Below are 20,323 nucleotides of genomic sequence, written 5' to 3'. Positions count from 1 at the left end.
GGTACTGCGCCGCTGGGCAGCACGGAGCCGAGCGAGAGCGAGGTGCCGTCATGAGCAAGCCGCGGCGCGATCCGGACCTGGTCCGGGCTTATGTGCGCACCGGAGGGCGTACGCGCCCCACTCGCGAGCTGGACCTGGTTACTTTGGTCCTGACCGCCAAAGATCCACTCCCCGGCGCGTCGCCCGATGCGCGCCGGGTCATGGCCCTGTGCAGCCGTCGGGGTGCGCTGTCGATCGCGGAGATCGCTGCGTACCTCGACCTTCCGCCGTCCGTCGTGAAGATCGTCGCGTCCGATCTCATGGACGGCGGGCACCTGGTCACCCCCACCCCGGCCGAGTCCCTGCCGGAGATCGCTCTGCTGGAGGAGGTACTCAATGGGCTCCGTGCTCTCGCCGTCTGATCGCACCGTCGATTACGTGCCGGAGACCGTGACCCGCTCGGTGAAACTGCTGGTGGCCGGCAACTTCGGTGTCGGCAAGACCACGTTCGTGAGCAGCGTCTCGGAGATCAAACCGCTGCGCACCGAGGAGACCATCACCGAAGCCAGTGTCGGCGTCGACGACATGGCGGGGCTGCCCGGCAAGTCGCAGACCACGGTCGCGATGGACTTCGGCCGCATCACGCTCAGTCCGAAACTGGCGCTCTACCTGTTCGGCACTCCGGGTCAGCAGCGTTTCGTCCCCTTGTGGGAGGAGCTGGCCCGCGGTGCGCTCGGCGCGCTCGTGCTGGTGGACACCCGCCGCATCGAGAAGTCCGACGAGGTCCTCTCGGTGCTGGAGGAGCGCGGCGTCCCGTATTCGGTCGCCGTCAACCAGTTCGAAGGCGCCCGGCCCTACCCGCTCGACGAGGTGCGCGATGCCCTCGACCTGGAACCCGGGACTCCCCTGACGTCACTGGACGCCCGGGACCGAGGCACGTGCCTGCGTTCGCTGATCACGCTAGTCGAATTCTTGTTCCACCGTTTGGAGTCTCGCATTTGACCACGTCCCAGTCCTCGACCCACCCCGGGCACCTATCCAGCGGCGCCTGCCCGGTCGCACACGGATCGCCGATCGACACCGACGGTCCCAGAATTCCGCTCTATGCTGAGGGATTCGCGGCTGACCCCCACGGGATCTACCGGGAAATGCGCAGGCGCCACGGTTCGTTGGTCCCGATCGAACTGTCGCCAGGGGTGCCCGCCACGCTGGTGATCGGCTATCAGGAAGCCGTGCGGATCCTCAACGATCCCGAGCACTTCCCCGCCGATCCGCGCATCTGGCAGAAGAACATCCCCGAGGACTCGCCCATCCGTCCGATGATGGAGTGGTACCCGAACGCGCTGCGCAACAGCGGCGCGGCGCATGCCCGCTACCGGGGTGCCTACGTCGCGAGCATCGACGCCATCGACCTGCACGAGGTGCACTCGATGGTAGAGCGCATCGCGATTCCGCTGATCAATACCTTCTGCCAGGCGGGGTCCGCCGATCTGGTGACCCAGTACGCGTTCCCGCTCGTCTTCGAAGTGCTCAACCGGATCGTCGGCTGTTCGACGGAACTGGGGCAGCGGGTCGCCACCGGCATGGCGATGCTCTTCGACACCGTCGAGGCGGCCAAGGGCATGCAGATGCTCTCCGAGGCGCTGATGGAGCTGATCCACCAGCGCCGCGCGGAGCCGGGCGACGACGTCACGTCCCGGTTGGCGCATCACCCGGCCCGCCTGAACGACGAGGAGATGCTGTCGAACCTGATCAGCCTCTACGGCGCCGGGATCGAGCCGCAGCAGAACCTGATCACCAACACCCTGCTGCTGATGCTCACCGACGACCGTTTCGGTGGCGACATGCTCGGCGGCGCGCTGTCGACGCGTGACGCGCTGGACGAGGTGTTGTTCAACGACCCCCCCATGGCGAACTTCTGTATCACCTATCCGCGCCAGCCCATCCTGATCGACAACGTCTGGTTGCCCGCGCACCAGCCGGTGCTGATCAGCCTGGCGGGGTGCAACAACGATCCGGCGATCCGCGGCGGCGACCGCACCGGTAATCGCTCGCATCTGGCGTGGGCGGTCGGCCCGCACGCCTGCCCCGCGAAGTCCGTCGCGTCCGTGGTCGTGCAAGAAGCCATCGACCAGCTGCTCGACGCACTCCCCGAAATGCAGCTGGCCGTGCCCGCGGACGAAGTGGTCTGGCGGCCCGGCCCATTCCACCGGGCGTTGGCGGCCCTGCCGGTCGTCTTCCCCAAGTCCCCTCCGTTGAACATGGTGTAAGGAGAAGCGTCCGATGTCGCAAGAGCCGATAGTCTTGGATCTGACCGGTTCCGATATCCAAGGCGAAGCGGCGCGGCTGCGCGAGCGTGGGCCGGTGGCCCTGGTGGAACTGCCCGGCGGGGTGCCGGCGTGGTCGATCACCGATGCCGTCGTGCTCAAGAGTCTTCTGGCCGACCCGCGCGTCTCGAAGGACCCCAGGCAGCACTGGGCCGCGTTCATGAACGGCGAGATCACCGAGGAGTGGCCGCTGCACCCGTGGGTGGCGGTCGACAACATGTTCACCGCCTACGGCGCCGAGCATCGGCGGCTGCGCAAGTTGGTCGCCCCCGCGTTCACGCACCGTCGTACGGTGGCGCTTCGACCGCGCATCGAAGCGATCACCGCCGAGTTGCTCGACGAGTTGGCCGCGACCCCGCGCGGCACGGCCGTGGATCTGCGTGAGGGTTACGCGTATCCGGTGCCGATCCAGGTCATCACCGAGCTGATGGGTGTGCCCGAGCATCTGGGCCCAGGCGTGCGGAAATGTGTCGACGGATTCTTCGACACCTCGTTCGGTCCGGAGGAGGCCCAGGCCAACTACCTGGAGATGTACCGGCTCGTCAGCGAACTGGTGGCGTACCGGCGGGAGGCGCCCGGCGACGACATCACGAGCGTCCTGATCGCCAGCCGGGACGAGGAGGACGGCTCACAGCTGACCGAGAAGGAACTCGTCGACACCCTGATGCTGGTCATCAACGCCGGGCACGAGACGACGGTGAACCTGCTGGATCAGGCCATCTTCGCGTTGCTCACCCGTGCGGACCAGCGCGCCGACGTGGTGGCGGGGCGGATCCCTTGGTCGGATGTGGTGGAGGAGTCGCTGCGCTACGAGGCGCCGGTCGCGCACCTGCCGCTGCGCTACGCCGTCGAGGACATCGATATCGCCGACGTCCGTATTCCCAAGGGGGAGGCGATCCTGGCCTCCTACGTGGCGGCCAACCGCGATCCGAAGGTGCACGGTCCGAACGCCGACCAGTTCGACCTGCGGCGCTCGGTCAAGGATCATGTGGCCTTCGGTTACGGGGCGCATCATTGCCTGGGCGCGCCGCTGGCCCGGATGGAAGCCGAGATCGCCCTTCCGGCCATCTTCCGCCGCTTCCCGGACATGCGCCTCGCGGTCGATCCGTCCGAGCTGGGCACCGTGCTCAGCTTCATCTCCAACGGTCATTCCGAACTGCCGGTGTTCTTGGAGGCGACGGAGTAGGTCGGCCGGGAAGAACATCTCGATCACACCCGGCATGGGCGCTCAGCTGTCCCGCGCCGGGACTCGACAGCCCGCGTGTCCCTCGGGGATACGCGGGCGGAGGTGTTCCACCGTCGGCGTACGCACTTGGGAACACGCACGATCGCACCGTTTCGGCAGACGAGATATGCTCTGCTGCAGCGGAATTCGACGTAGTGTCGAATTCGCAACGCTCGCATGGCAATTCGCTTCCCGGGCTCCGGGGCGCTTGTCGTGTGCCCACCCTGCTCGTCGAACGTTCCGACTTTGGAGTCACGTTTTGACCCACCCACAGTCCTCGACATCGTCCTTCTCCACCGGCTGCCCGGTCCCGCACGGTTCACCGGTCGGCTCCGACGGACCCCGGGTCGCTCTGTACTCGGACGATTTCGCGGCGGATCCACACCGTGTCTATCGAGAAGCGCGCGCGAGATACGGTTCGCTGGTGCCGGTGGAACTGTCGCCCGGCGTGCCCGCGACGCTGGTGATCGGATATCACACCGCGGTGCGCATCCTGAACGATCCCGACCACTTTCCCGCCGATTCGCGGACCTGGCAGCACACCGTGCCCAGTGACTGTCCGGTCCTGCCGCTGCTCGAGTGGCGTCCGGCCGCGATCCGCAACTCCGGCCTGGAGCACGCCCGGTACCGGCAGGCCACGGTGGCGGGCATCGATGAGATCGACCAGTTCGCGCTGCACAACACGGTGGAGCAGATCGCCGTCCCACTGATCAACACATTCTGCGGCGACGGCTCCGCCGATCTGATCTCGCAATACGCGTTCCCGCTCGCGTTCGCGGTGATCAACGCGATGCTCGGCTGCCCGCCGGAAATCGGGCAGCGGGCGGCGATGGGACTGGCCGCCATGTTCGAGGGCGTGGACGCCGAGCAGGGCAATGCGATGTTCAACGAGGCGATGTCGGACCTGGTGGCGCTCAAGCGAGCCCATCCAGGCGACGACATCGTTTCCCGGATACTGCGGCACCCTGTCGATTTCGACGACGAGGAGATGGTCCAGCAGGTGCTGATGCTGTACGGCGCGGGGATCGAGCCGCAGCAGAATCTGATCGTCAACACCCTGCGCCTGATGCTCACCGACCAGCGTTTCGCGGGCGGCATCCTCGGCGGCAGCCTGTCGACCAGGGACGCGCTGGACGAGGTGTTGTTCACCGACCCGCCGCTGTCGAACTACTGCGTCACCTTCCCGCGACAGCCGATGCTGATCGACGGCGTCTGGCTACCCGCGCACCAGCCGGTGGTCATCAGCATGGCCGGATGCAACAACGACCCCGCGATCAACACGGGCGCCTACACCGACAATCGCGCTCATCTCGCCTGGAGCGTCGGGCCGCACACCTGTCCGGCCCGGTCGGTGGCCTATCTCATCGCCCAGGACGCCATCGATCAGCTGCTCGACGCGCTGCCCGAGATGCGGTTGGGTGTTCCTGCCGAGCAGCTGACCTGGCGACCGGGTCCGTTCCATCGATCGCTGACCGCCCTGCCGGTCCTCTTCCCGGAATCACCGCCCCTGCCCGTCTATGTCCCGCAGCCGGAGGGGAGCGCGGCGCAGTAGCCGTGCTCCGTCCGGCAAGCCGCCGTCGCCGCGTTCCCGTCCAGAAGGAGGTTGCCGCTCAGAGGTCGTCGTGCACACAGCTGATGAGGGTGTGCGCCGGCCTGTCACCGATCCCCACGCATCACGCCGACCTTCGCCGTCGCGGCGCGCACGCGCCCGGTCGATCGCGTTCGTCGCATGTTCGTTCCTCTGGAGTTTCGTCTTTGACCACGCCACACTTCCCGCCGTCCACTTCCGCGAATGGGTGCCCCGTCTCGCACGGATCGCCGATCGACACCAGCGGCCCTCGTTACCCGTTGTATTCGCAGGAATACGCGGAAGATCCGCACAACGCATACCGCGAAATGCGCCGCCAGTTCGGTTCGCTCGTCCCGATCGAGCTGTCGCCGGGCGTGCCCGCCACCCTTGTGATCGGCTACCACACCGCGCTGCGCATCCTCAACGATCCCGACCATTTCCCGGCCGATCCGCGGATCTGGCAGAAGGACATTCCGGGCGAGTGCCCGGTCCTGCCGATGCTGGAGTGGCGGCCGAACGCGCTGCGCAGTGCGGGCCTCGAGCATCTGCGCTACCGCCAGGCGAACGTCGCCAGCATCGCCGGGGTGGACCTGCACGCGCTGCACGGAACCGTCGAGCAGATCGCCATCCCGCTGATCAACGCCTTCTGTGAGGACGGCGCGGCGGATCTCATCAGCCAATACGCGTTCCCGCTCAGCTTCGCGGTGCTCAATGCCATGCTCGGCTGTCCGGCGGACATCGGCCAGCAGGTCGCGACCGGTATGGCCGCCATCTTCGAAGGCGTCAACGCGGACAAGGGCAACGCGATGCTCACCGACGCGCTGTTCGAACTCGTGCAGATGAAGCGCAAGGACTCCGGCGACGACATCACGTCCAGGCTGTTGCAGCATGAGGCCGGGCTGGACGACGTCGAGATGATCCACCAGCTGGTCACGCTCTACGGCGCGGGCATCGAGCCGATGCAGAACCTCATCGTCAATACCCTGCTGCTGATGCTCACCGACGAACGTTTCGCGGGAGACTTTCTCGGCGGCAGCCTCTCGACGCGCGACGCCCTCGACGAGGTGCTGTTCAACGACCCGCCGATGGCGAACTACTGCGTCAGCTTCCCGCGCCAGCCGATCCTCATCGATGATGTCTGGCTACCCGCGCACCAGCCGGTGCTGATCAGCATGGCCGGATGCAACAACGACCCGGCGATCGGCGTCGGGCAGCGAACCGACAGCCGTGCCCATCTGGCGTGGAGCGTGGGCCCGCACGCCTGTCCCGCCCGGTCGGCCGCGTACCTGGTGGTGCAGGACGCGATCGATCAGATCCTCGACGCCTTGCCCGAGATGCGGTTGGGCCTGCAGCCCGGTCAGTTGAGCTGGCGGCCGGGACCGTTCCACCGTGCGCTGGTGTCCCTGCCGGTCGTCTTTCCGAAATCCCCTCCACTGACCGTCTTCTAAGGAGTCATCGATGGACACACAACCCCTGGTCCTCGACCCGCTGGGTGCCGACATTCAGGGTGAGTCCGCCCGTATTCGTGCGCGCGGGCCGGTGACCCCGGTCGAATTGCCGGGCGGCGTGCGAGCGTGGTCGGTCACCGACGCCGACGTGCTCAAGCGGTTGCTGGCCGATCCCCGGGTGTCGAAGGACGGCAAGCAGCACTGGCCCGCGTTGATCAACGGCGAGATACCCCAGGACTGGCCGTTGTTGCCGTGGGTCGCGGTGAACAACATGTTCACCGCGTACGGTGCCGACCACCGCAGGCTGCGCAAACTCGTCGCGCCCGCCTTCACGCACCGCCGCACCCAAGCGATGCGCCCGATGGTCGAGCAGATCACGACGGACCTGCTCGGCGCGCTCGCCGCGACGCCGGCGGGCGAAGCGGTCGATCTCAGGGAAGGTTTCGCCTACCCGCTGCCGATCCAGGTCATCAGCGCGCTGATGGGCGTTCCGGAATACCTGAACGCCGGTCTGCGCACATGCGTCGACGGCATCTTCGATACGTCGCTCGGGCCCGAGGAGTCCCAGGCGAACTACATGGAGATGTACCGGATCCTGGGTGAGCTCGTCGCCTATCGGCGGGAGACACCCGGTGACGACATGACCAGCCTGCTGATCTCGCACCGGGACGAGGAGGACGGCTCGCAGCTGACCGAGCAGGAGTTGATCGACACGTTGTTGCTTGTCATCAGCGCGGGGCACGAGACCACGGTCAACCTGCTCGATCAGGCCGTCTTCGCGCTGCTGACCCACCCGGACCAGCGTGCCGAGGTGACCGAGGGGCGTGCGGCCTGGTCCGATCTGATCGAGGAGGCGCTGCGGTACGAGGCGCCGGTGGCGCACCTGCCGCTGCGCTTCGCCGCCGACGACATCGAGATCGACGGCCTGCGCATCGCCAAGGGCGAACCGATTCTCGCCTCCTACGCCGGGGCCAATCGCGATCCGAAACTGCACGGCCCCACCGCGAGCGAGTTCGACGTGCGGCGAGCGAGCAAGGAACATCTGGCATTCGGCTACGGGGCCCATCACTGCTTGGGCGCACCCCTGGCGCGGCTGGAAGCCGAGGTCGCCCTGCCCGCGCTCTTCCAGCGCTTCCCGAACCTGCGCCTGGCGGCCGATCCCGCCGAACTCGGGAGCGTGTCCAGTTTCATCTCCAACGGGCACGCCAGGCTGCCGGTGTACCTGGCGGCGGACTAGGGGCTGGCCCGCGCCTCCGGTCGCTGCCGGGGGCGCGGTTCAGCGCAATGCTTCGACCAGGCCGGACTTGCGTGCCTTCGCGAGTCCGCGCCGGGCGAGAAAACCGTTGCCCAGCAACAAAATAGTCTTGTTCGGCGGCGCTTTGAACCCGGACGCGGTGTGCGGCGCGTACACCGCCTCGGTGCCGGAAACCTCGAGCCAGCCGGTGTTCTGCCGCGATTCCAAGCCGATCAACTGGGACCGATACTCGTGGGCCAGCAGCCCGGCGCGGCGTCCGCCTTGCGGCAGGCCCGCCGGGACGGTCAACCGCACACCGTCGGCGCTCGACCCCGTCACCTGCACCGGGACGACCGCCGGGTAGCCGTCGGCCTGCCGGTAGCCGAGCAGCCGGTGCGGCAGCTTCGTCGCCTGGGCCGCGGTCCGGGCGACGTCCACCCGGGGGCCCGTCCCCTTCGCCGGAGGCTGCTGTGTCGCTGGTTCGACAGAAGGCGCTGCGGCACCGAGGATCTCGGGCGTGCCCGCCGCGTCGAGGTCCGGCCATACGACGATGCGGTCGACGGTCACGGTCACGACCACTCGATCGGCGTAGTAGGCGCGCAGCCACCGGTCCCAGAACACACCGCGCCGCGGTGCGCCCAGGTAGGGCGTGGCCTGGGCGCCGAGGCGGTCCAGCGCCTCCTGGTCGGGCGTCGGGTCGAACGCCGCGGTGCCCTGCACCAGCACGAATCGCGAGTTTTCCCGGCTTCCGATGCCGTGCTCGCGCGCGTGATATGCCAGCGCCACTTTGGGTTCCCGCTTCATTCGCTCCAGCTTGCGTCCGAACCCGAGTGAAGTCGTGAACCCCACCGTGCCCGCGGCCCGGTCGCGCAGCCCGATCGGCGACACCGCCGACACCACCGCGCCGCCCGCGGGCGTCACATACGCTGCGGCGCAGGTCAGATCGCCGCCGAGAACGTCGTCCACCTCGTCCGGCCAGGTAACCGCCATGGGACGGATTTTACTGCGCCGCCCTTGACGACGCGGCCGTCCGGAGCCGAGAGTGCGCAGATGGTTTCCACCGCCGAGGCGGCAGACACGACGCTGCGCAAGGTCACGATTCGCCTGCTGCCCTTTCTCGGGCTGCTGTACTTCGTCAACTATCTGGACCGGGTGAACATCGGGTTCGCCGGGCCGAGCGGCATGAAGACCGAGCTCGGGCTCACCGAGACCGCGTTCGGATTCGCCTCCGGCATCTTCTTCGTCGGATACCTGCTGCTGGAGGTGCCGAGCAACCTGGCGCTGCACCGGTTCGGCGCCCGGCGCTGGATCGCCCGGATCATGGCCACCTGGGGGCTGGTGGCCACGGCGATGGCCTTCGTACCCGACGCCACCGTGCTGTATCTCCTGCGGTTCCTGCTGGGTGTGGTGGAGGCGGGCTTCTTTCCCGGCATCCTGCTCTATCTGACCTATTGGTACCCGCAGGCGCAACGGGCGCGGATCGTCGCGTTGTTCATGACCGCGGTGCCCATGTCCACCGCGTTGGGCGCGACGGTGTCCAGCTTGATCATTCGATACGGCGACGGCGTCTTCGGGCTCAGCGGTTGGCGTTTCATGTTCTTGGTCGAGGGGTTGCCCGCCGTCGCGCTGGCGGTGGCGACCTGGTTCTATCTGACCGACCGTCCCGAGCAGGCGGGCTGGCTGGCCTCCGCCGAACGTGAATGGCTGATTCGCGAACTCGCCGCGGAGCAGGCCACGTTGCGGCGCGCGGAGCACTGGACGGTGCGTCGTGCGCTGACCCATCCGCGGGTGCTCGGCCTCGCCTTCGTCTACGGCGGCATCGTCTACGGCCTGTATGCGCTGGGATTCTTCCTGCCGACGATCATCGACGGCTTCCAGCAGCAATACGGAACGCACTATTCGGTGGTGCAGCGCGGACTGATCAATGCGGTGCCCTACCTCGTCGGGGCCGTGGTGATGGTGTGGTGGGGCAGGCACGGCGACCGGACCGGTGAGCGGGCTCGGCACGTCGCCCTGCCCGCGCTGCTGGGCGGTCTCGCCATCCCGGTGGCGCTGTATCTCGGCGATCCGTTCGCCGCGATGATCGCGGTCACGGTGTGCGCGGTGGGCGTGCTCGCGGCGCTGCCGACGTTCTGGGCCCTGCCCGGCACCTTCCTGTCCGGCGCGGCGGCGGCGGGCGGCATCGCGTTGATCAACTCGGTCGGCAACGTCAGCGGTTTCGTCGCGCCGTACGTCACCGGTGGGCTGAAGGACGTGACCGGCAGCCAGCGCGCCGGGCTCTGGGTGGTGGGATTGTGCATGATCGCCGCCGCGGCGGGCGTCATGACGCTGCGGCGGCGAACCGGCGACGCTGCCGTCGACCGGAACGCGGATCTGTGATCCTCGGCCTGCCCATGGCCTCGCTCGCCGCCGAGTCCATGGCACGATCCGTGCCGCCGAACCGCGGCCGCCGAGGTGAGGGCCAGGCCGTATGCAGAGATGCGCTCGCAATGTGGCGACCGCCACCATGCGTTTTCAGTGTCGGCCCGGAAGTCGTTGTGGTGGACTATCATCCACGGCAATGTAGATCGGAAAGGGCTGATCTACCGGGCCGTCGTACGGGCGTCTCACCCTTGCCGACGTCGGCGTCTCAGACGACTTGCCGCCGCGGTTGTAGGGTGAGCGCTGCTCGTTCCGGCATGTTTGCGCGACGGTCGCGCGGGCATCCGGGGAAGACGCCGCATCACGCTGGGAGGACCGATGGCTACCGAAGACCGGACCGCAGTGTTCGACGCGGTGGTCGCGGCGGCGGACTATCCCGTGCTGCTGGTCACCGTGCAGGCGGACGGCCGGCGCGCCGGTTGTCTCGTCGGCTTCGCGACGCAGGTCAGCATCGAGCCGCGCCGGTTCCTGATCGGCCTGTCCAAGAAGAACTACACCTATCGGGTCGCGCAGCACGCCGACCGGCTCGCGGTGCATTTGCTCGGCAGCGAACAAGTTTCCCTCGCACGGCTTTTCGGCGGTGAGACCGGCGACGACATCGACAAGTTCGTGCACTGCGACTGGCGCCCGGGTCCGGGCGGCATCCCGGTGCTCAGCACGGTGCCCAGCTGGTTCGTCGCTCGTATCCGCGACCGCTACGACCTCGGTGATCACGTCGGGATGCTGCTGGAACCCGAGGACGGCGCCGTGCTGCGGCCCACCGCGGAGACGCTGCATTACCACTCGGTAGCGGATCTGGTTGCGGGCCATACCGTCTGAGTTGGTTCGGGACCGCCGCCCGGGCGCGAAAGCTATTTCAGTGCGTTCGCAAGTTCGAATCGTTCGGCGAAGGCGGACAACTCGTCTCTGGCTTGCTCAGGGTCCCCTGTGCTCGCGCTCACCACGATGCGCGTGACACCCTGTTCGGCCAGTCCCTCGACCCGCTCGACCGGCATGTCGATAGATCCCCAGCGCGTGTACTCGAACGCGCCGGGATCCCGGCCCGCCGCAGCGGCCGCGGTATGGGCGATCTCCAGCTGGGCGGCGCGTTCGGTGGGCCCGAGCACCCCGCCCGGGAAGTAACCGTCGCCGCGGGAACCGGCGCGCCGCGCCGCGGCGCGGCTCGATCCACCGACATGGATCGGCAGGTCGCCGCCGAGGGGTTTCGGATAACTGCACAGGTTCTCGAACCGGAAGAACTCGCCTTCGAAGCTCACCCCGTCCGCGCCGCCGGACCACAGCAATCGCAGCACATCGATGGCCTCGTCGGCGCGGCGGCCTCGGGAGGCGAAATCGACGCCGACGGCCTGTGCCTCCCCGGGCAGGGTTCCCACCCCCACGGTGAGCAGGCGCATCCGTCCCTTGGACAGCACGTCGATCGTCGCGAGGCGTTTGGCCAGCACCACCGGATGGTGGTAGGGCAATAACAGCACCGCGGTGCCGAGCAGGATCCGCTCGGTCGCTGCGGCCACGAAGCTCAGCGCGTCGAGGGGGTCGGCGAACGGCACCGAGGGCGTGATCTCCATCGGTCCGACCGCGGCGCCCGGGTACAGCGCGACGTGCTCGGGCAGGTAGATCGCTTCGAATCCGCAGCGCTCGGCGTGCTGGGCGTAGGCGATCAACCGGTCCGGGTCGACGCCGAAGAAGGGAGTGCTGTAGCTGACCGCGAACCTCACCGCGGCTCCTCGATCCGGTCGAACTCGCAGGCCGCCGCGAGCCGCTCGTGCAGCTGACCCCGTACTCGCTCCAGCCGCGCCAGGTACGAATCGACCTCGGACAGCTTGCGCCGCAAGGTGGACACCGAGTCCGGGCAGACGTCTCCGGAGCCGTTGCCCGCCCGCAGGCAGGCGACGAACGGACGGATGTCGTCGAGATCGAAGCCCGCGCCCAGCAGTTCGCGGATCTGCGCCACGATCAGCACCTCCGCGTCGTCGTACGAGCGGTAACCGTTGGCGGCGCGGTGCGGCCGCACCAAACCGTGCTCCTCGTAGTAACGCAAGGCGCGCGTGCTGGTGCCCGCCCGCTCCGCCAGTTCGCCGATGCGCATCCGTCCTCCTTGTCTCCGCTACCGCCACGCTAAACCTTCTCGTCGACGTCAAGGCAAGTCGGCGCGGGCTGCGTACCCTCGGGGGAGATCAGCCGGCGAGCTTCGCTCGCCGATTCCCCTCGACCAGAGAGCATTTCGTGACGAATGCGCATTTCATCGTTCCGGTCCGCGACGGCGAGCGGGAATTGCTCGACCGGGTCGCCGACTTGGCGACCGGATTCGCGGCCGTGGCGGCCGACTACGACGAGCGCGCCGAGCTCGCCGTCGAGCATCTGGACGCGTTGCACGAGGCCGGCGCGGATGACGCGGTGCTGCCCGAATCGTCCGGTGGCGCGGGCCTGAGCTACCTTGGCCTCGGTCGTCTCGTCAGAATCCTGGCTCGAGCCGATCCGTCCACCGCGACGATCTGGACCATGCACGCGGGGGCGGGCGTCGCCCTCGCGGAATTCACCGGCGAGAGTTCGGGATCGTTCTTCGCCGACGAGCTGCGGGCGGGTAAGCGCTTCGCGAACGCGTTGTCCGAACCGGCGAGCGGAAACCGCTTCCTCCAGCCGCAGCACGTCGCCGAGCCGACCGCGGGCGGGTGGTTGCTGAGCGGGGCGAAGCGGTTCGTCTCCGGCAGCGAGATCGCCGATTATCTGCTGGTCAACGCGCTCGTGGCGGGGGAACCCGCTTTCTTCGGCGTGGTCCCCGACGAAACGGTATCGATCGTCCCGATCTGGGACACTCTCGGCCTGCGCGCCACCCGCAGCCAGCTGCTCGCGTTCGACGACACTGTGCTGCGTGCCGAGTACCGCGGCCGCGCGCCGCGTCCGGGAGATTTCGCGGTGATCCCGGCCGGGCTTCCCGCGATTTCGCTCGGCATCGCCGATGCCGCGCTGGACGCGCTGGTGGAACACGCGCGCACCAGGGAAATTCTCGGCAAGCCCTTGGCGCACCAGCAGTGGGTGCAGTACGAGGTCGCGGACGCGCAAACCCGGCTCGCCGCCGCGCACGCGCTCTACGAACAGGCATTGTGGCAGGCCGACCATGGGATCGCGCTGTTCTTCGACAACCTGTCCCGAGCCAAGTACCTCGCGAACAAGGTGGCGGTCGACGTGGCGCAGCTCGGCGTTCGGGTCGGCGGCGGCTCGGGGTATCTGAAGCGGTCGCCGATCCAACGTCATCTGCGCGATGCCCAGGCCGGCCAGCTCATGGCGTATTCGACGGAGGTGATCGCCGGGGTGATCGGGCGGGGTGTCCTCGGCGTGCCGGACGAAGCGTGACTCGCGGGCGCTAGCGCGGCGAGCGCTTGTCGCGCCCCGGTGCGGTGTGGTTGTCGAGCAGGAACGCCGACATCGCCTCGGCTACGGCGGCGGGCTGGTCGAGCATGGACAGTACGTACGCGTCATCGATTTCGACCAGCCGGGCCGCGGGAATGAGTTCCGCGAGCCGGGGGCCGTGCTCGCGCGGCATCACCTTGCCCGCCGAAGACCACAGGATCAGGGCGTCTCCACGGAAGTCGCGCAGCGCTTCGGTATGGGCGATCAATTCTCGTTTCGGGAACGCCGACTTGGTGTAGGCGAGCAGGTCCCGCCGGATCCGTGCGTCGCGCAGCCCCGGCTCGGTCCAGCCGCGCACCAGCGCATCGGGCAATGGGCGCCGCGCCATCCAGCCGAACAGCAACGGCGAGCGGCGCAGCCACCGAACGCGCAACTGCCGCAGCGCCAGCGAGATGCCGCCCGGGAGGTGAGTGGCGACGGTGGCCATCTTGCCCGGCAGGCCGGGCGGGAAGTTGTCGAACGCCTCGCACGGCAGCACGATCAGCCTGCCGACGCGTTCGTCCAACCCGTAGGCGGTGAGGAACAGCGCACCGCCCCAATCGCTGTGTACGAGCGTGACCTCGCGCAGGTCGAGTGCGGCGAGGAAGTCGGCGATCAGGTGGTTCAGGCCGCGCAAACTCAGGTCGACGCCGGGGCGCAGCGGCAGGGGATGGGCGCCGAGCGGCAGGTCCGGCAACAGGTACCGGAAGCCTTCGGGGAGGGCGTCGATCACCTGGTCCCAGACCGTGTGGTTCATCAGGAGGCCGTGCAGCAGGACGACCGGAGGTCCCTCGCCGCGCTCGACGTAGTGCACCCGTCCCGCGGGCAGTTCGATCACAGGCATGTCCGACTCCATTCGAGCGATCACTCTAGAGTGTTTGCTCTAGTCTGGAAGGGTGACCGAGAAAATGTCAACCAGCACCCGGGAGCGCCTCGTCACCGCCATGGCCGAGTTGATGCGCACGCAGGGCTATGCGGGTACCAGCGTCAAGCAACTCACCGTCGCCGCTCAGGCTCCGATGGGGTCGCTCTATCACCACTTTCCCGAGGGCAAACCGCAGATCGCCGCCGCGGCGCTGCGCACGTCCGGGGCCGCGTACATCCAGTTGCTCCCGCTGCTGCTCGACGCACACGACGACTTGCGCGAAGCGATACCCGCCGCCTTCGCGGCGGCCGCCGAACAGATCGAGCAGACCGGCTGGATCAACATGTGCCCGGTCGGCACCGTCGCGGGTGAGATCGCCGACAGCGAACCCGCGCTGCGCGACGTCGCCGCCGAAGTCATCGCCTCCTGGATCGACGAGGGCACCGACTACTTCGTCCGCCGCGGCCTGTCCACGGCGGACGCTCGCGATCTCATCCTCGCCGTTCTCACGAGCCTCGAGGGCGCTTTCGTCCTCAGCCGCACGCTGCGCTCGACGGAACCATTGCACGCGGCCGGCCGGTCCACGAGTGCCCGTATCGAACAGGTACTGACCGGGGCGCGCGGTCAGCGCGCCGCGCACTCGGCCGAGTGACTAGCCGACGCCGATTTCGCGGCCACCGACTCCCGAGGTGAACTCCTTCCAGCGCCATGGCCCGCCCGCGTCGCTGGCCAGCGGCGGGGTGTCTTCCCCCGCGCCCGCCCGCAACCCGGAGATCAGGTGCCGGAGTGCGTCGACGGCGGTGAACCGAGGAGTCCAGCCCAGCTCCGCCCGCGCGCGGCCGGTGTCCATGATCGGCAGGTGCATCACCCCGTCCAACAGGTCCGGCGTAGCGGGCAGTGTCCGCGCGTGCCAGCCCATCGCGAGTGCGGCGCGGATCACCGAGGGCGGAACGGACACCACCCGGGCATCGAAGACCGCGGCCAGCCAGGAGCGATCGATCACCGGCTCCGCGGCCAGGTTGAACGGGCCACGGGCATCGGTCGCGATCGCGAGCGCGTACGCGCGTCCGACGTCGGCGCTGTGCACCGCCTGGAACCGCAGTCCGCGCGGAATCGGCAGGATCGGCGGGAGGCCCGGCCGCATCAGGCGGTTCGGCAACAGCGGACCGGCGAACAGACGCCGTTGCTGACTGGCGGTGTGCCTGCGGAAGATGAACGCCGGACGCATGCGAACCACGCGGCGATCCGGATTCTCGGCCTCGAACCGATCGAGCAGCCTTTCGACGTAAGCCTTCTCCCGCATGTAAGCGGCGGGTGGCCAGCCGTCGGTCGGCCAGCTCTCCGGCACCGGCTCGTCGCTCTGGCACGGGGAGTAGGCGCCGACGGAGGAGGCGTAGACCAACGCGGGGACCTGCGCCGCGGCGACGGCGCGCAGCACGCGTTCCGTGCCGCCGACATTGGCGCGCCACGTGACCATGGGCTGATGGGTGGGCTGGAACAGCCATGCCAGATGCACGACCACGTCGGCTCCGTGGAAATGGGACTCCAGGTCGTCGGTTCGCACATCCGCGCGCACCCACTCCACACCCGGGCGAGGGATGCCCGGCACGCGCCGCGCGATCCCCACGATCGAACTGACTCCCGCTTCGGCCGACAGTGTCTCCAGCACGCTCGTTCCGACGTTTCCGGTGGCACCGACCACGACGACGCGCATATCTGCTCCTTGGCTCGGTGACGAGGTTCGAGAGCGACTTACCCAGGATGTCGGCGACGACACCGCGGTAGACCGGTGAATCGGATTCTTCCCGGCCGGGCCCGGCGACCGCCGGGTGCGGTAGCCCGAAGGCGCGGCCAGGACCGCGTCACGACGGGCCGGTGCGCATCCGGACGACCTGCGAACCAGCGGCGGACGGGAACCCACTCGGGCTCCCGTCCGCCGCTCGTCTGCTAAACGTCACATATTCGATTGGGCGAGACGGTTGGCAAGCAGTTCCTTACCCATCCGGCCGCCCTTGCGGCTGTCGGCCTGCGCCTTGCGGAAGAACTCCACCAGCTCGGTGTCTCCGGCGCGTTCCGCGTCCTGGATGAACGTGTCCAGACGCAGTGCGTTCTCGAGGGACGCCTCGACGAACCAGATCAGGTTGTAGTCCTTGTCCCTGGTGCCGGTGATGGTGCCCGTTTCCTGCTGCTTGGTCATCTCCACTCCTTTCGCTTCTTCGTCGCCGAGCCGCGCGTCGCGTCAGTCCCGTCCGAGCGCGTGCGCCAGCTCCTTCTTCGTCATCTTCGAGCGACCTTCGACATTGCGCTTCTTGGCCTCGTTGTACAGCTGGTCACGGGTCGGCCCTTGGGCGCCGCTGTGCGAACGCTGACCACCGCGCTGCTGCGGGGACTTGTCGTCGGTCGACGTCTTGCTCGCGGTCTTGGATTGTCCGGACTGGGCACGGTTCTTGTTGACCGTGCGAGCTGCGATCTCCTTCGCGCGCCCGGTGCTCGCGCCCCGGGATTTCGCCGAGTCCGCGATGTGCTCGTACTGGCGTTCCTGCTTGTCGGTCCAAGCCTTCGGCATGTCATCACCTCCTGTATCTGCGGTCTACCCCGGGAATCTCCGCGCAATCCGGATCGGGTCCGAATCGTCCGCCGGGCCCGGCCATCCGAAGCTTCCGAGAGCGCGACCGCTACTCCGGGAGGTGGTGAGCTGACGTCAGCAGGTGCTGGGCGCGGGCTCGCCGCGAACCCGGCCTTGGAGCCACGGCAGCACCGAGGGGGCGCCGAGGACCGCTGCGGTCAGATGCTCCACGTCGGCCACGCGCAGTGTCTGCACGGGCACCCCGGCCGAGCACCAATGGCGATTGGTGTTGTCGATGGCATCGATCGGAATCAGCCCATCGCTAGGTGAATGCCATTCGAAAATGGGGATTTCCGGGGCGCTCGGGTAGAGCTCCACACTGTTCTCCTCGACCACCGACCATGCGGCCGGAGTGTCGAAGACCGACGTGGAGGTCACATAGTCGCGCGCGCTGCCGTTCACGCCCGCGGCGAGGATGTCGTTGGTGCAGCTGTTGGCCATCTGGTCGCGAAGCGCCAGACCGCGCTCGTTGAGTGATTGGCTGGTCGGCACACGGTCCGGGTACTCCCGTTCCAGGCCGATCGCCGTCGCCATGGCCAGGCCGAACGCCGGATGCGGTTCGAAACCCAACGCTTTGGCCATCGTCACCAGGTTCATCGGGGCACCGCCGATGGCCGCGCCCGCGAGCCGCAGGTCGGGCGCGTAGGTCGGTTGCAGCTCGGCCGCCCATGCCGTGGCGAGACCGCCGCCGGAGTAACCGGCCAGCGCGGTCGGACTGCTCTGCAAGCCGAGTTCGGGTAGCTGTTTGGCCGCGCGGATACCGTCCAACGTGATCTGGCCGCCCAAACGCCCGGCGCCGAGCGCGAACTGCGGACCGAGATGGTCCGGCAGCGCTACCGTCCAGCCCTGCGCCAGCATGACGTTCAACATCGGCGTCGTCAGCGACAGGTTCGGATCGTTGTGGTAGAGCAGGTGCGACACCGCGCAGTGCGTGCCGAGCGAGTTGATGAAGTGCTGGTACGACAGCAGCGGCATGCCGGGCCGCTGGCCGAGGGGGGTGAGGATCGTTGTCGTCGCCGAGATCGGCGCGCCCCGCGAATTCGTGGACCGGAACTCGACCAACCGGACGGTGGCGCCGGGGAACAGCGGAAGCGGTGGCAAGACGCGCGCGTCGAGTATGTCACCGGGACGGTGCGCCGCCAGATCGGCGGGCGCGGCGTAGAACGGGTCCGGATCGGGCTGCGGATAGAGCGGGTCCGCGGTTGCCGCCGTCCCGAGCAGAAGAGTGACTGCCATTCCGCAGCACGCGCCGATGGCACGGGCGGAACCGATGCGTTTACTGCCGAGCAAACGAAGAAACGGACGAGTCACGACCTTGACCTCCAGGGGTAGTTCGCCGCATTCGCCGAACAGTGGCGGGCATAAGAGTGCATCGTCGGCAAACTATCAGCAACCTGAAGTGGTGAGTTCGTGAATGCGCGAAAAATCCACTGGCCTCGAAGATAACTGGCGATTTTGGGGCGCTTCATTGTGGGTATCGTGATGCATAGCAACTGAACAGCCACTACTGGGGGAATCCCAGGGTCCGAAGCGGAGACCGCACATCCGCGCTGGGCATCCGATCCGCCGTCGGCCATGGCCGCGAACGTCCGGCGGTGTCCGTTCGTTTGTCACTTCGCGACCGAACGCATCCCGACGAGGGGTTGCGATGCGGGGCGAGCACGGCTTGGCTGGATCACATACACAGCGACGAGGTGCAGGGCGCAGGAAGGAGCGGTCATGGCCAAGACAGCAACCGAGAAGGTCCGCGAGTCCGGTTCCGAATCACCGGAGAAGGCACGTTCCGCGCCGCCCACCGAGACCGAAGCGCCGACCGGCTCCGACACCGCGACCGCAGAGCGCGGCGGGGTGCGTGTCCCGGTTCCGACGCTCGGGATGCGGATGGCGCGAGTTCCGCTGCCGCCCGGGCCGCGCAGCGTGGCGACCGGTGTTTCCTCGGCGACCACGGCGGTGCTCAATCGAGTACCGGACCGGGAGTCGTTGCTCTATTTCGGCGGGCTCGGGGCGGCGGCGGTCACCGGACTGGTCTCGTGGCCGGTCGCCGGAGCGATCGGCGTCGGCGTCTGGGTGGCCGAGCATGCCCGTCGTTCGCCGGTGCCTGCGGGAGACGGGGCCGAAAAATGACCTGACCACGCGATGCCACCTAGCGCCGCCTCAACCGCGCCAGCTTTCGAGGACGCGGTCGACGGTGGGTCGGATACGAGCCCTGGCCTCCGAGCGGGGGATACCTGTCATGAGGAGATGGTCGTAGTCGGTGTCGCGGTGGCGGATGGAAGCTATCACGGCGAGGGTGAGCGCTTCGGCGGACAGGAGTTTGGCGGCGGCGGTGCGGCCTACGCGGCCGCTGCCGCGGGCGGCGGCGTGTTCGGCGATCTCGGTGGCGCGGTCGGCGGGGCAGCGGGGGAACAGCCGCCGGATCTCGTCGGACATTCGGGCGCGGTATTCGACGTCCTCGGCGGCGCGGCGCACACGGTCGCGGTCGCGGCGGCGGGAACGGGCCTCTTCGTCGGCCAGGCATTGCTGTTCGGCGCGGGTGAGGGCGGCTTCCTCGACGAGGATGCCCAGCCGTTCGTAGCGTTTGCGCCGCCGGTTGAAGCGGACGACCACGGCGGCGAGGGTGCTCTCCTTCTTGGCGCGCCGGCTCAACGCCGCGTTCCCGGCCGGCAGGAACTCCAGATGATCCAGGTCCGAACAGGTGAGGCACAGCGGCCCGGCCGCGGAGGTGATCAGATACGAGCCGCTCTCGGCGCATTCCGCGCACGTCCAAGGTTCGGCGGCCTCGACCACCGTCAGATCCGGGGCCCGGTTCTGGCGCTGGACGACCTGCTCGCGCCGCGCCGGGCTGAGTTCCGCCGAGAGCCAGTGCACCCGGAACACCGTGTCGTCGCCGTCGTCGACGAACCGCAACGCCTCGCGGTCGCGGCCGCTCGACAGATACGCCGCTGTGCTCGCGTTCAGCCCGTGCTCGCGGGCCCACTCGCCCAGCAGATCCGCCGCTTCGAGCATTCGTCGCCCGTCCACCGCCGTGACCTGCTCCAGCGACGGCGCCTGCCCCTGTCGCCAGCGATCGACCTGGCCGGACCGCACCCACCCCAGAACGGCGAACACATCGACCGCCGACACGTATTTGCGTTGGGCCAGCGCCGCTTCCGCAGCCTCGACCACCCGTCGCCGCAGCTTGGACACGAGTTCGAACCCTAGCGCACGCCGCGATGGGCGCAGGACGGTGCCGATGCGGCGG

21 protein-coding genes are annotated in these 20,323 nt (G+C 68.2%); 12 read left to right on the top strand and 9 right to left on the bottom strand.

The features are described 5' to 3' along the window. The first annotated feature begins 50 nt into the window (after positions 1-50). The 7 genes from AB0L97_RS29185 to AB0L97_RS29155 all read left to right on the top strand — a co-directional run bounded on the left by AB0L97_RS29185 (position 51) and on the right by AB0L97_RS29155 (position 7,786). Positions 51-401, top strand: a complete 351-nt coding sequence (locus tag AB0L97_RS29185; RefSeq protein WP_039805398.1) for a DUF742 domain-containing protein — start codon at positions 51-53, stop codon at positions 399-401. Continuing rightward, complete coding sequence (locus tag AB0L97_RS29180) at positions 376-981, top strand: ATP/GTP-binding protein (RefSeq protein ID WP_355076568.1); 606 nt, start codon at positions 376-378, stop codon at positions 979-981. Before AB0L97_RS29185 ends, AB0L97_RS29180 begins: the two co-directional genes overlap by 26 nt. Next, entirely contained in the window at positions 978-2,249 is a 1,272-nt protein-coding gene (locus AB0L97_RS29175) for a cytochrome P450 (protein ID WP_356965394.1), read from the top strand. The genes AB0L97_RS29180 and AB0L97_RS29175 overlap by 4 nt, the downstream gene beginning before the upstream one ends. A gap of 13 nt (positions 2,250-2,262) precedes the next feature. Beyond that, positions 2,263-3,492: a cytochrome P450 gene (locus tag AB0L97_RS29170; RefSeq protein ID WP_364435660.1), complete on the top strand. Its 1,230-nt coding sequence runs from the start codon at positions 2,263-2,265 to the stop codon at positions 3,490-3,492. Positions 3,493-3,790: 298 nt separating this feature from the next. Beyond that, positions 3,791-5,083 (top strand): cytochrome P450, encoded by a 1,293-nt coding sequence (locus AB0L97_RS29165; RefSeq protein WP_364435657.1) that lies wholly within the window; start codon positions 3,791-3,793, stop codon positions 5,081-5,083. Between the two features lie 296 nt (positions 5,084-5,379). After that, positions 5,380-6,549, top strand: a complete 1,170-nt coding sequence (locus AB0L97_RS29160; RefSeq protein ID WP_364435654.1) for a cytochrome P450 — start codon at positions 5,380-5,382, stop codon at positions 6,547-6,549. Between the two features lie 10 nt (positions 6,550-6,559). Then, positions 6,560-7,786 (top strand): cytochrome P450, encoded by a 1,227-nt coding sequence (locus AB0L97_RS29155; protein WP_364435651.1) that lies wholly within the window; start codon positions 6,560-6,562, stop codon positions 7,784-7,786. A 39-nt stretch (positions 7,787-7,825) separates the two neighbouring features. On the opposite strand, the gene AB0L97_RS29150 is transcribed toward AB0L97_RS29155, so the two are convergent. Further along, positions 7,826-8,773 carry a hypothetical protein gene (locus AB0L97_RS29150; protein ID WP_364435648.1) on the bottom strand — a complete coding sequence of 316 codons (948 nt, stop codon included), beginning with the start codon at positions 8,771-8,773 and terminating at the stop codon, positions 7,826-7,828. A 60-nt stretch (positions 8,774-8,833) separates the two neighbouring features. Here AB0L97_RS29150 and AB0L97_RS29145 point away from each other — a divergent pair, with 60 nt between their 5' ends. After that, entirely contained in the window at positions 8,834-10,162 is a 1,329-nt protein-coding gene (locus tag AB0L97_RS29145) for an MFS transporter (RefSeq protein ID WP_364435645.1), read from the top strand. A gap of 360 nt (positions 10,163-10,522) precedes the next feature. Next, complete coding sequence (locus AB0L97_RS29140) at positions 10,523-11,023, top strand: flavin reductase family protein (RefSeq protein ID WP_355076557.1); 501 nt, start codon at positions 10,523-10,525, stop codon at positions 11,021-11,023. 32 nt (positions 11,024-11,055) lie between these two features. Here AB0L97_RS29140 and AB0L97_RS29135 read toward each other — a convergent pair whose 3' ends face one another. Together AB0L97_RS29135 and AB0L97_RS29130 are read right to left on the bottom strand one after the other, a co-directional pair. Next, positions 11,056-11,919, bottom strand: coding sequence for a TIGR03619 family F420-dependent LLM class oxidoreductase (locus tag AB0L97_RS29135; RefSeq protein ID WP_364435640.1), 864 nt, complete (start codon positions 11,917-11,919; stop codon positions 11,056-11,058). Continuing rightward, a complete protein-coding gene (locus AB0L97_RS29130; protein ID WP_355076553.1) occupies positions 11,916-12,290 on the bottom strand; it encodes a MerR family transcriptional regulator in 375 nt (124 codons plus the stop codon). Before AB0L97_RS29130 ends, AB0L97_RS29135 begins: the two co-directional genes overlap by 4 nt. 137 nt (positions 12,291-12,427) lie before the next feature. On the opposite strand from AB0L97_RS29130, the gene AB0L97_RS29125 reads away from it, so the two are divergent. Then, the gene (locus AB0L97_RS29125; protein WP_355076551.1) at positions 12,428-13,555 is read left to right on the top strand and encodes an acyl-CoA dehydrogenase family protein; all 1,128 of its coding nucleotides are present in this window, start codon (positions 12,428-12,430) and stop codon (positions 13,553-13,555) included. Between the two features lie 10 nt (positions 13,556-13,565). Here the strand turns inward: AB0L97_RS29125 and AB0L97_RS29120 are convergent, their stop codons facing one another. After that, positions 13,566-14,435 carry an alpha/beta hydrolase gene (locus AB0L97_RS29120; RefSeq protein WP_364435636.1) on the bottom strand — a complete coding sequence of 290 codons (870 nt, stop codon included), beginning with the start codon at positions 14,433-14,435 and terminating at the stop codon, positions 13,566-13,568. Positions 14,436-14,499: 64 nt separating this feature from the next. Between AB0L97_RS29120 and AB0L97_RS29115 the strand changes: the two genes are divergently transcribed. Next, positions 14,500-15,108 carry a TetR/AcrR family transcriptional regulator gene (locus AB0L97_RS29115; RefSeq protein WP_364435633.1) on the top strand — a complete coding sequence of 203 codons (609 nt, stop codon included), beginning with the start codon at positions 14,500-14,502 and terminating at the stop codon, positions 15,106-15,108. Here AB0L97_RS29115 and AB0L97_RS29110 read toward each other — a convergent pair whose 3' ends face one another. The 4 genes from AB0L97_RS29110 to AB0L97_RS29095 form a co-directional block, all read right to left on the bottom strand. Next, positions 15,109-16,170 carry an NAD-dependent epimerase/dehydratase family protein gene (locus AB0L97_RS29110; protein WP_355076545.1) on the bottom strand — a complete coding sequence of 354 codons (1,062 nt, stop codon included), beginning with the start codon at positions 16,168-16,170 and terminating at the stop codon, positions 15,109-15,111. Between the two features lie 240 nt (positions 16,171-16,410). Next, complete coding sequence (locus AB0L97_RS29105) at positions 16,411-16,653, bottom strand: hypothetical protein (RefSeq protein ID WP_355076543.1); 243 nt, start codon at positions 16,651-16,653, stop codon at positions 16,411-16,413. A 42-nt stretch (positions 16,654-16,695) separates the two neighbouring features. Beyond that, positions 16,696-17,022, bottom strand: a complete 327-nt coding sequence (locus tag AB0L97_RS29100; protein WP_355076542.1) for a plasmid stabilization protein — start codon at positions 17,020-17,022, stop codon at positions 16,696-16,698. 135 nt (positions 17,023-17,157) lie between these two features. Then, the gene (locus AB0L97_RS29095; RefSeq protein WP_355076540.1) at positions 17,158-18,318 is read right to left on the bottom strand and encodes a lipase family protein; all 1,161 of its coding nucleotides are present in this window, start codon (positions 18,316-18,318) and stop codon (positions 17,158-17,160) included. Positions 18,319-18,801: 483 nt separating this feature from the next. Between AB0L97_RS29095 and AB0L97_RS29090 the strand changes: the two genes are divergently transcribed. Next, positions 18,802-19,206, top strand: a complete 405-nt coding sequence (locus AB0L97_RS29090; protein ID WP_355076538.1) for a hypothetical protein — start codon at positions 18,802-18,804, stop codon at positions 19,204-19,206. Between the two features lie 30 nt (positions 19,207-19,236). On the opposite strand, the gene AB0L97_RS29085 is transcribed toward AB0L97_RS29090, so the two are convergent. Beyond that, positions 19,237-20,268, bottom strand: coding sequence for a DUF2293 domain-containing protein (locus tag AB0L97_RS29085; RefSeq protein ID WP_364435626.1), 1,032 nt, complete (start codon positions 20,266-20,268; stop codon positions 19,237-19,239). Between the last annotated feature and the right edge of the window lie 55 nt (positions 20,269-20,323).

Origin of the sequence: Nocardia sp. NPDC051911, assembly GCF_040681035.1 — a bacterium.
Taxonomy (GTDB): domain Bacteria; phylum Actinomycetota; class Actinomycetes; order Mycobacteriales; family Mycobacteriaceae; genus Nocardia; species Nocardia sichangensis.
The sequence above is the reverse complement of the archived record's forward strand: the minus strand, read 5'-3'. Positions and strand labels throughout refer to the sequence as shown.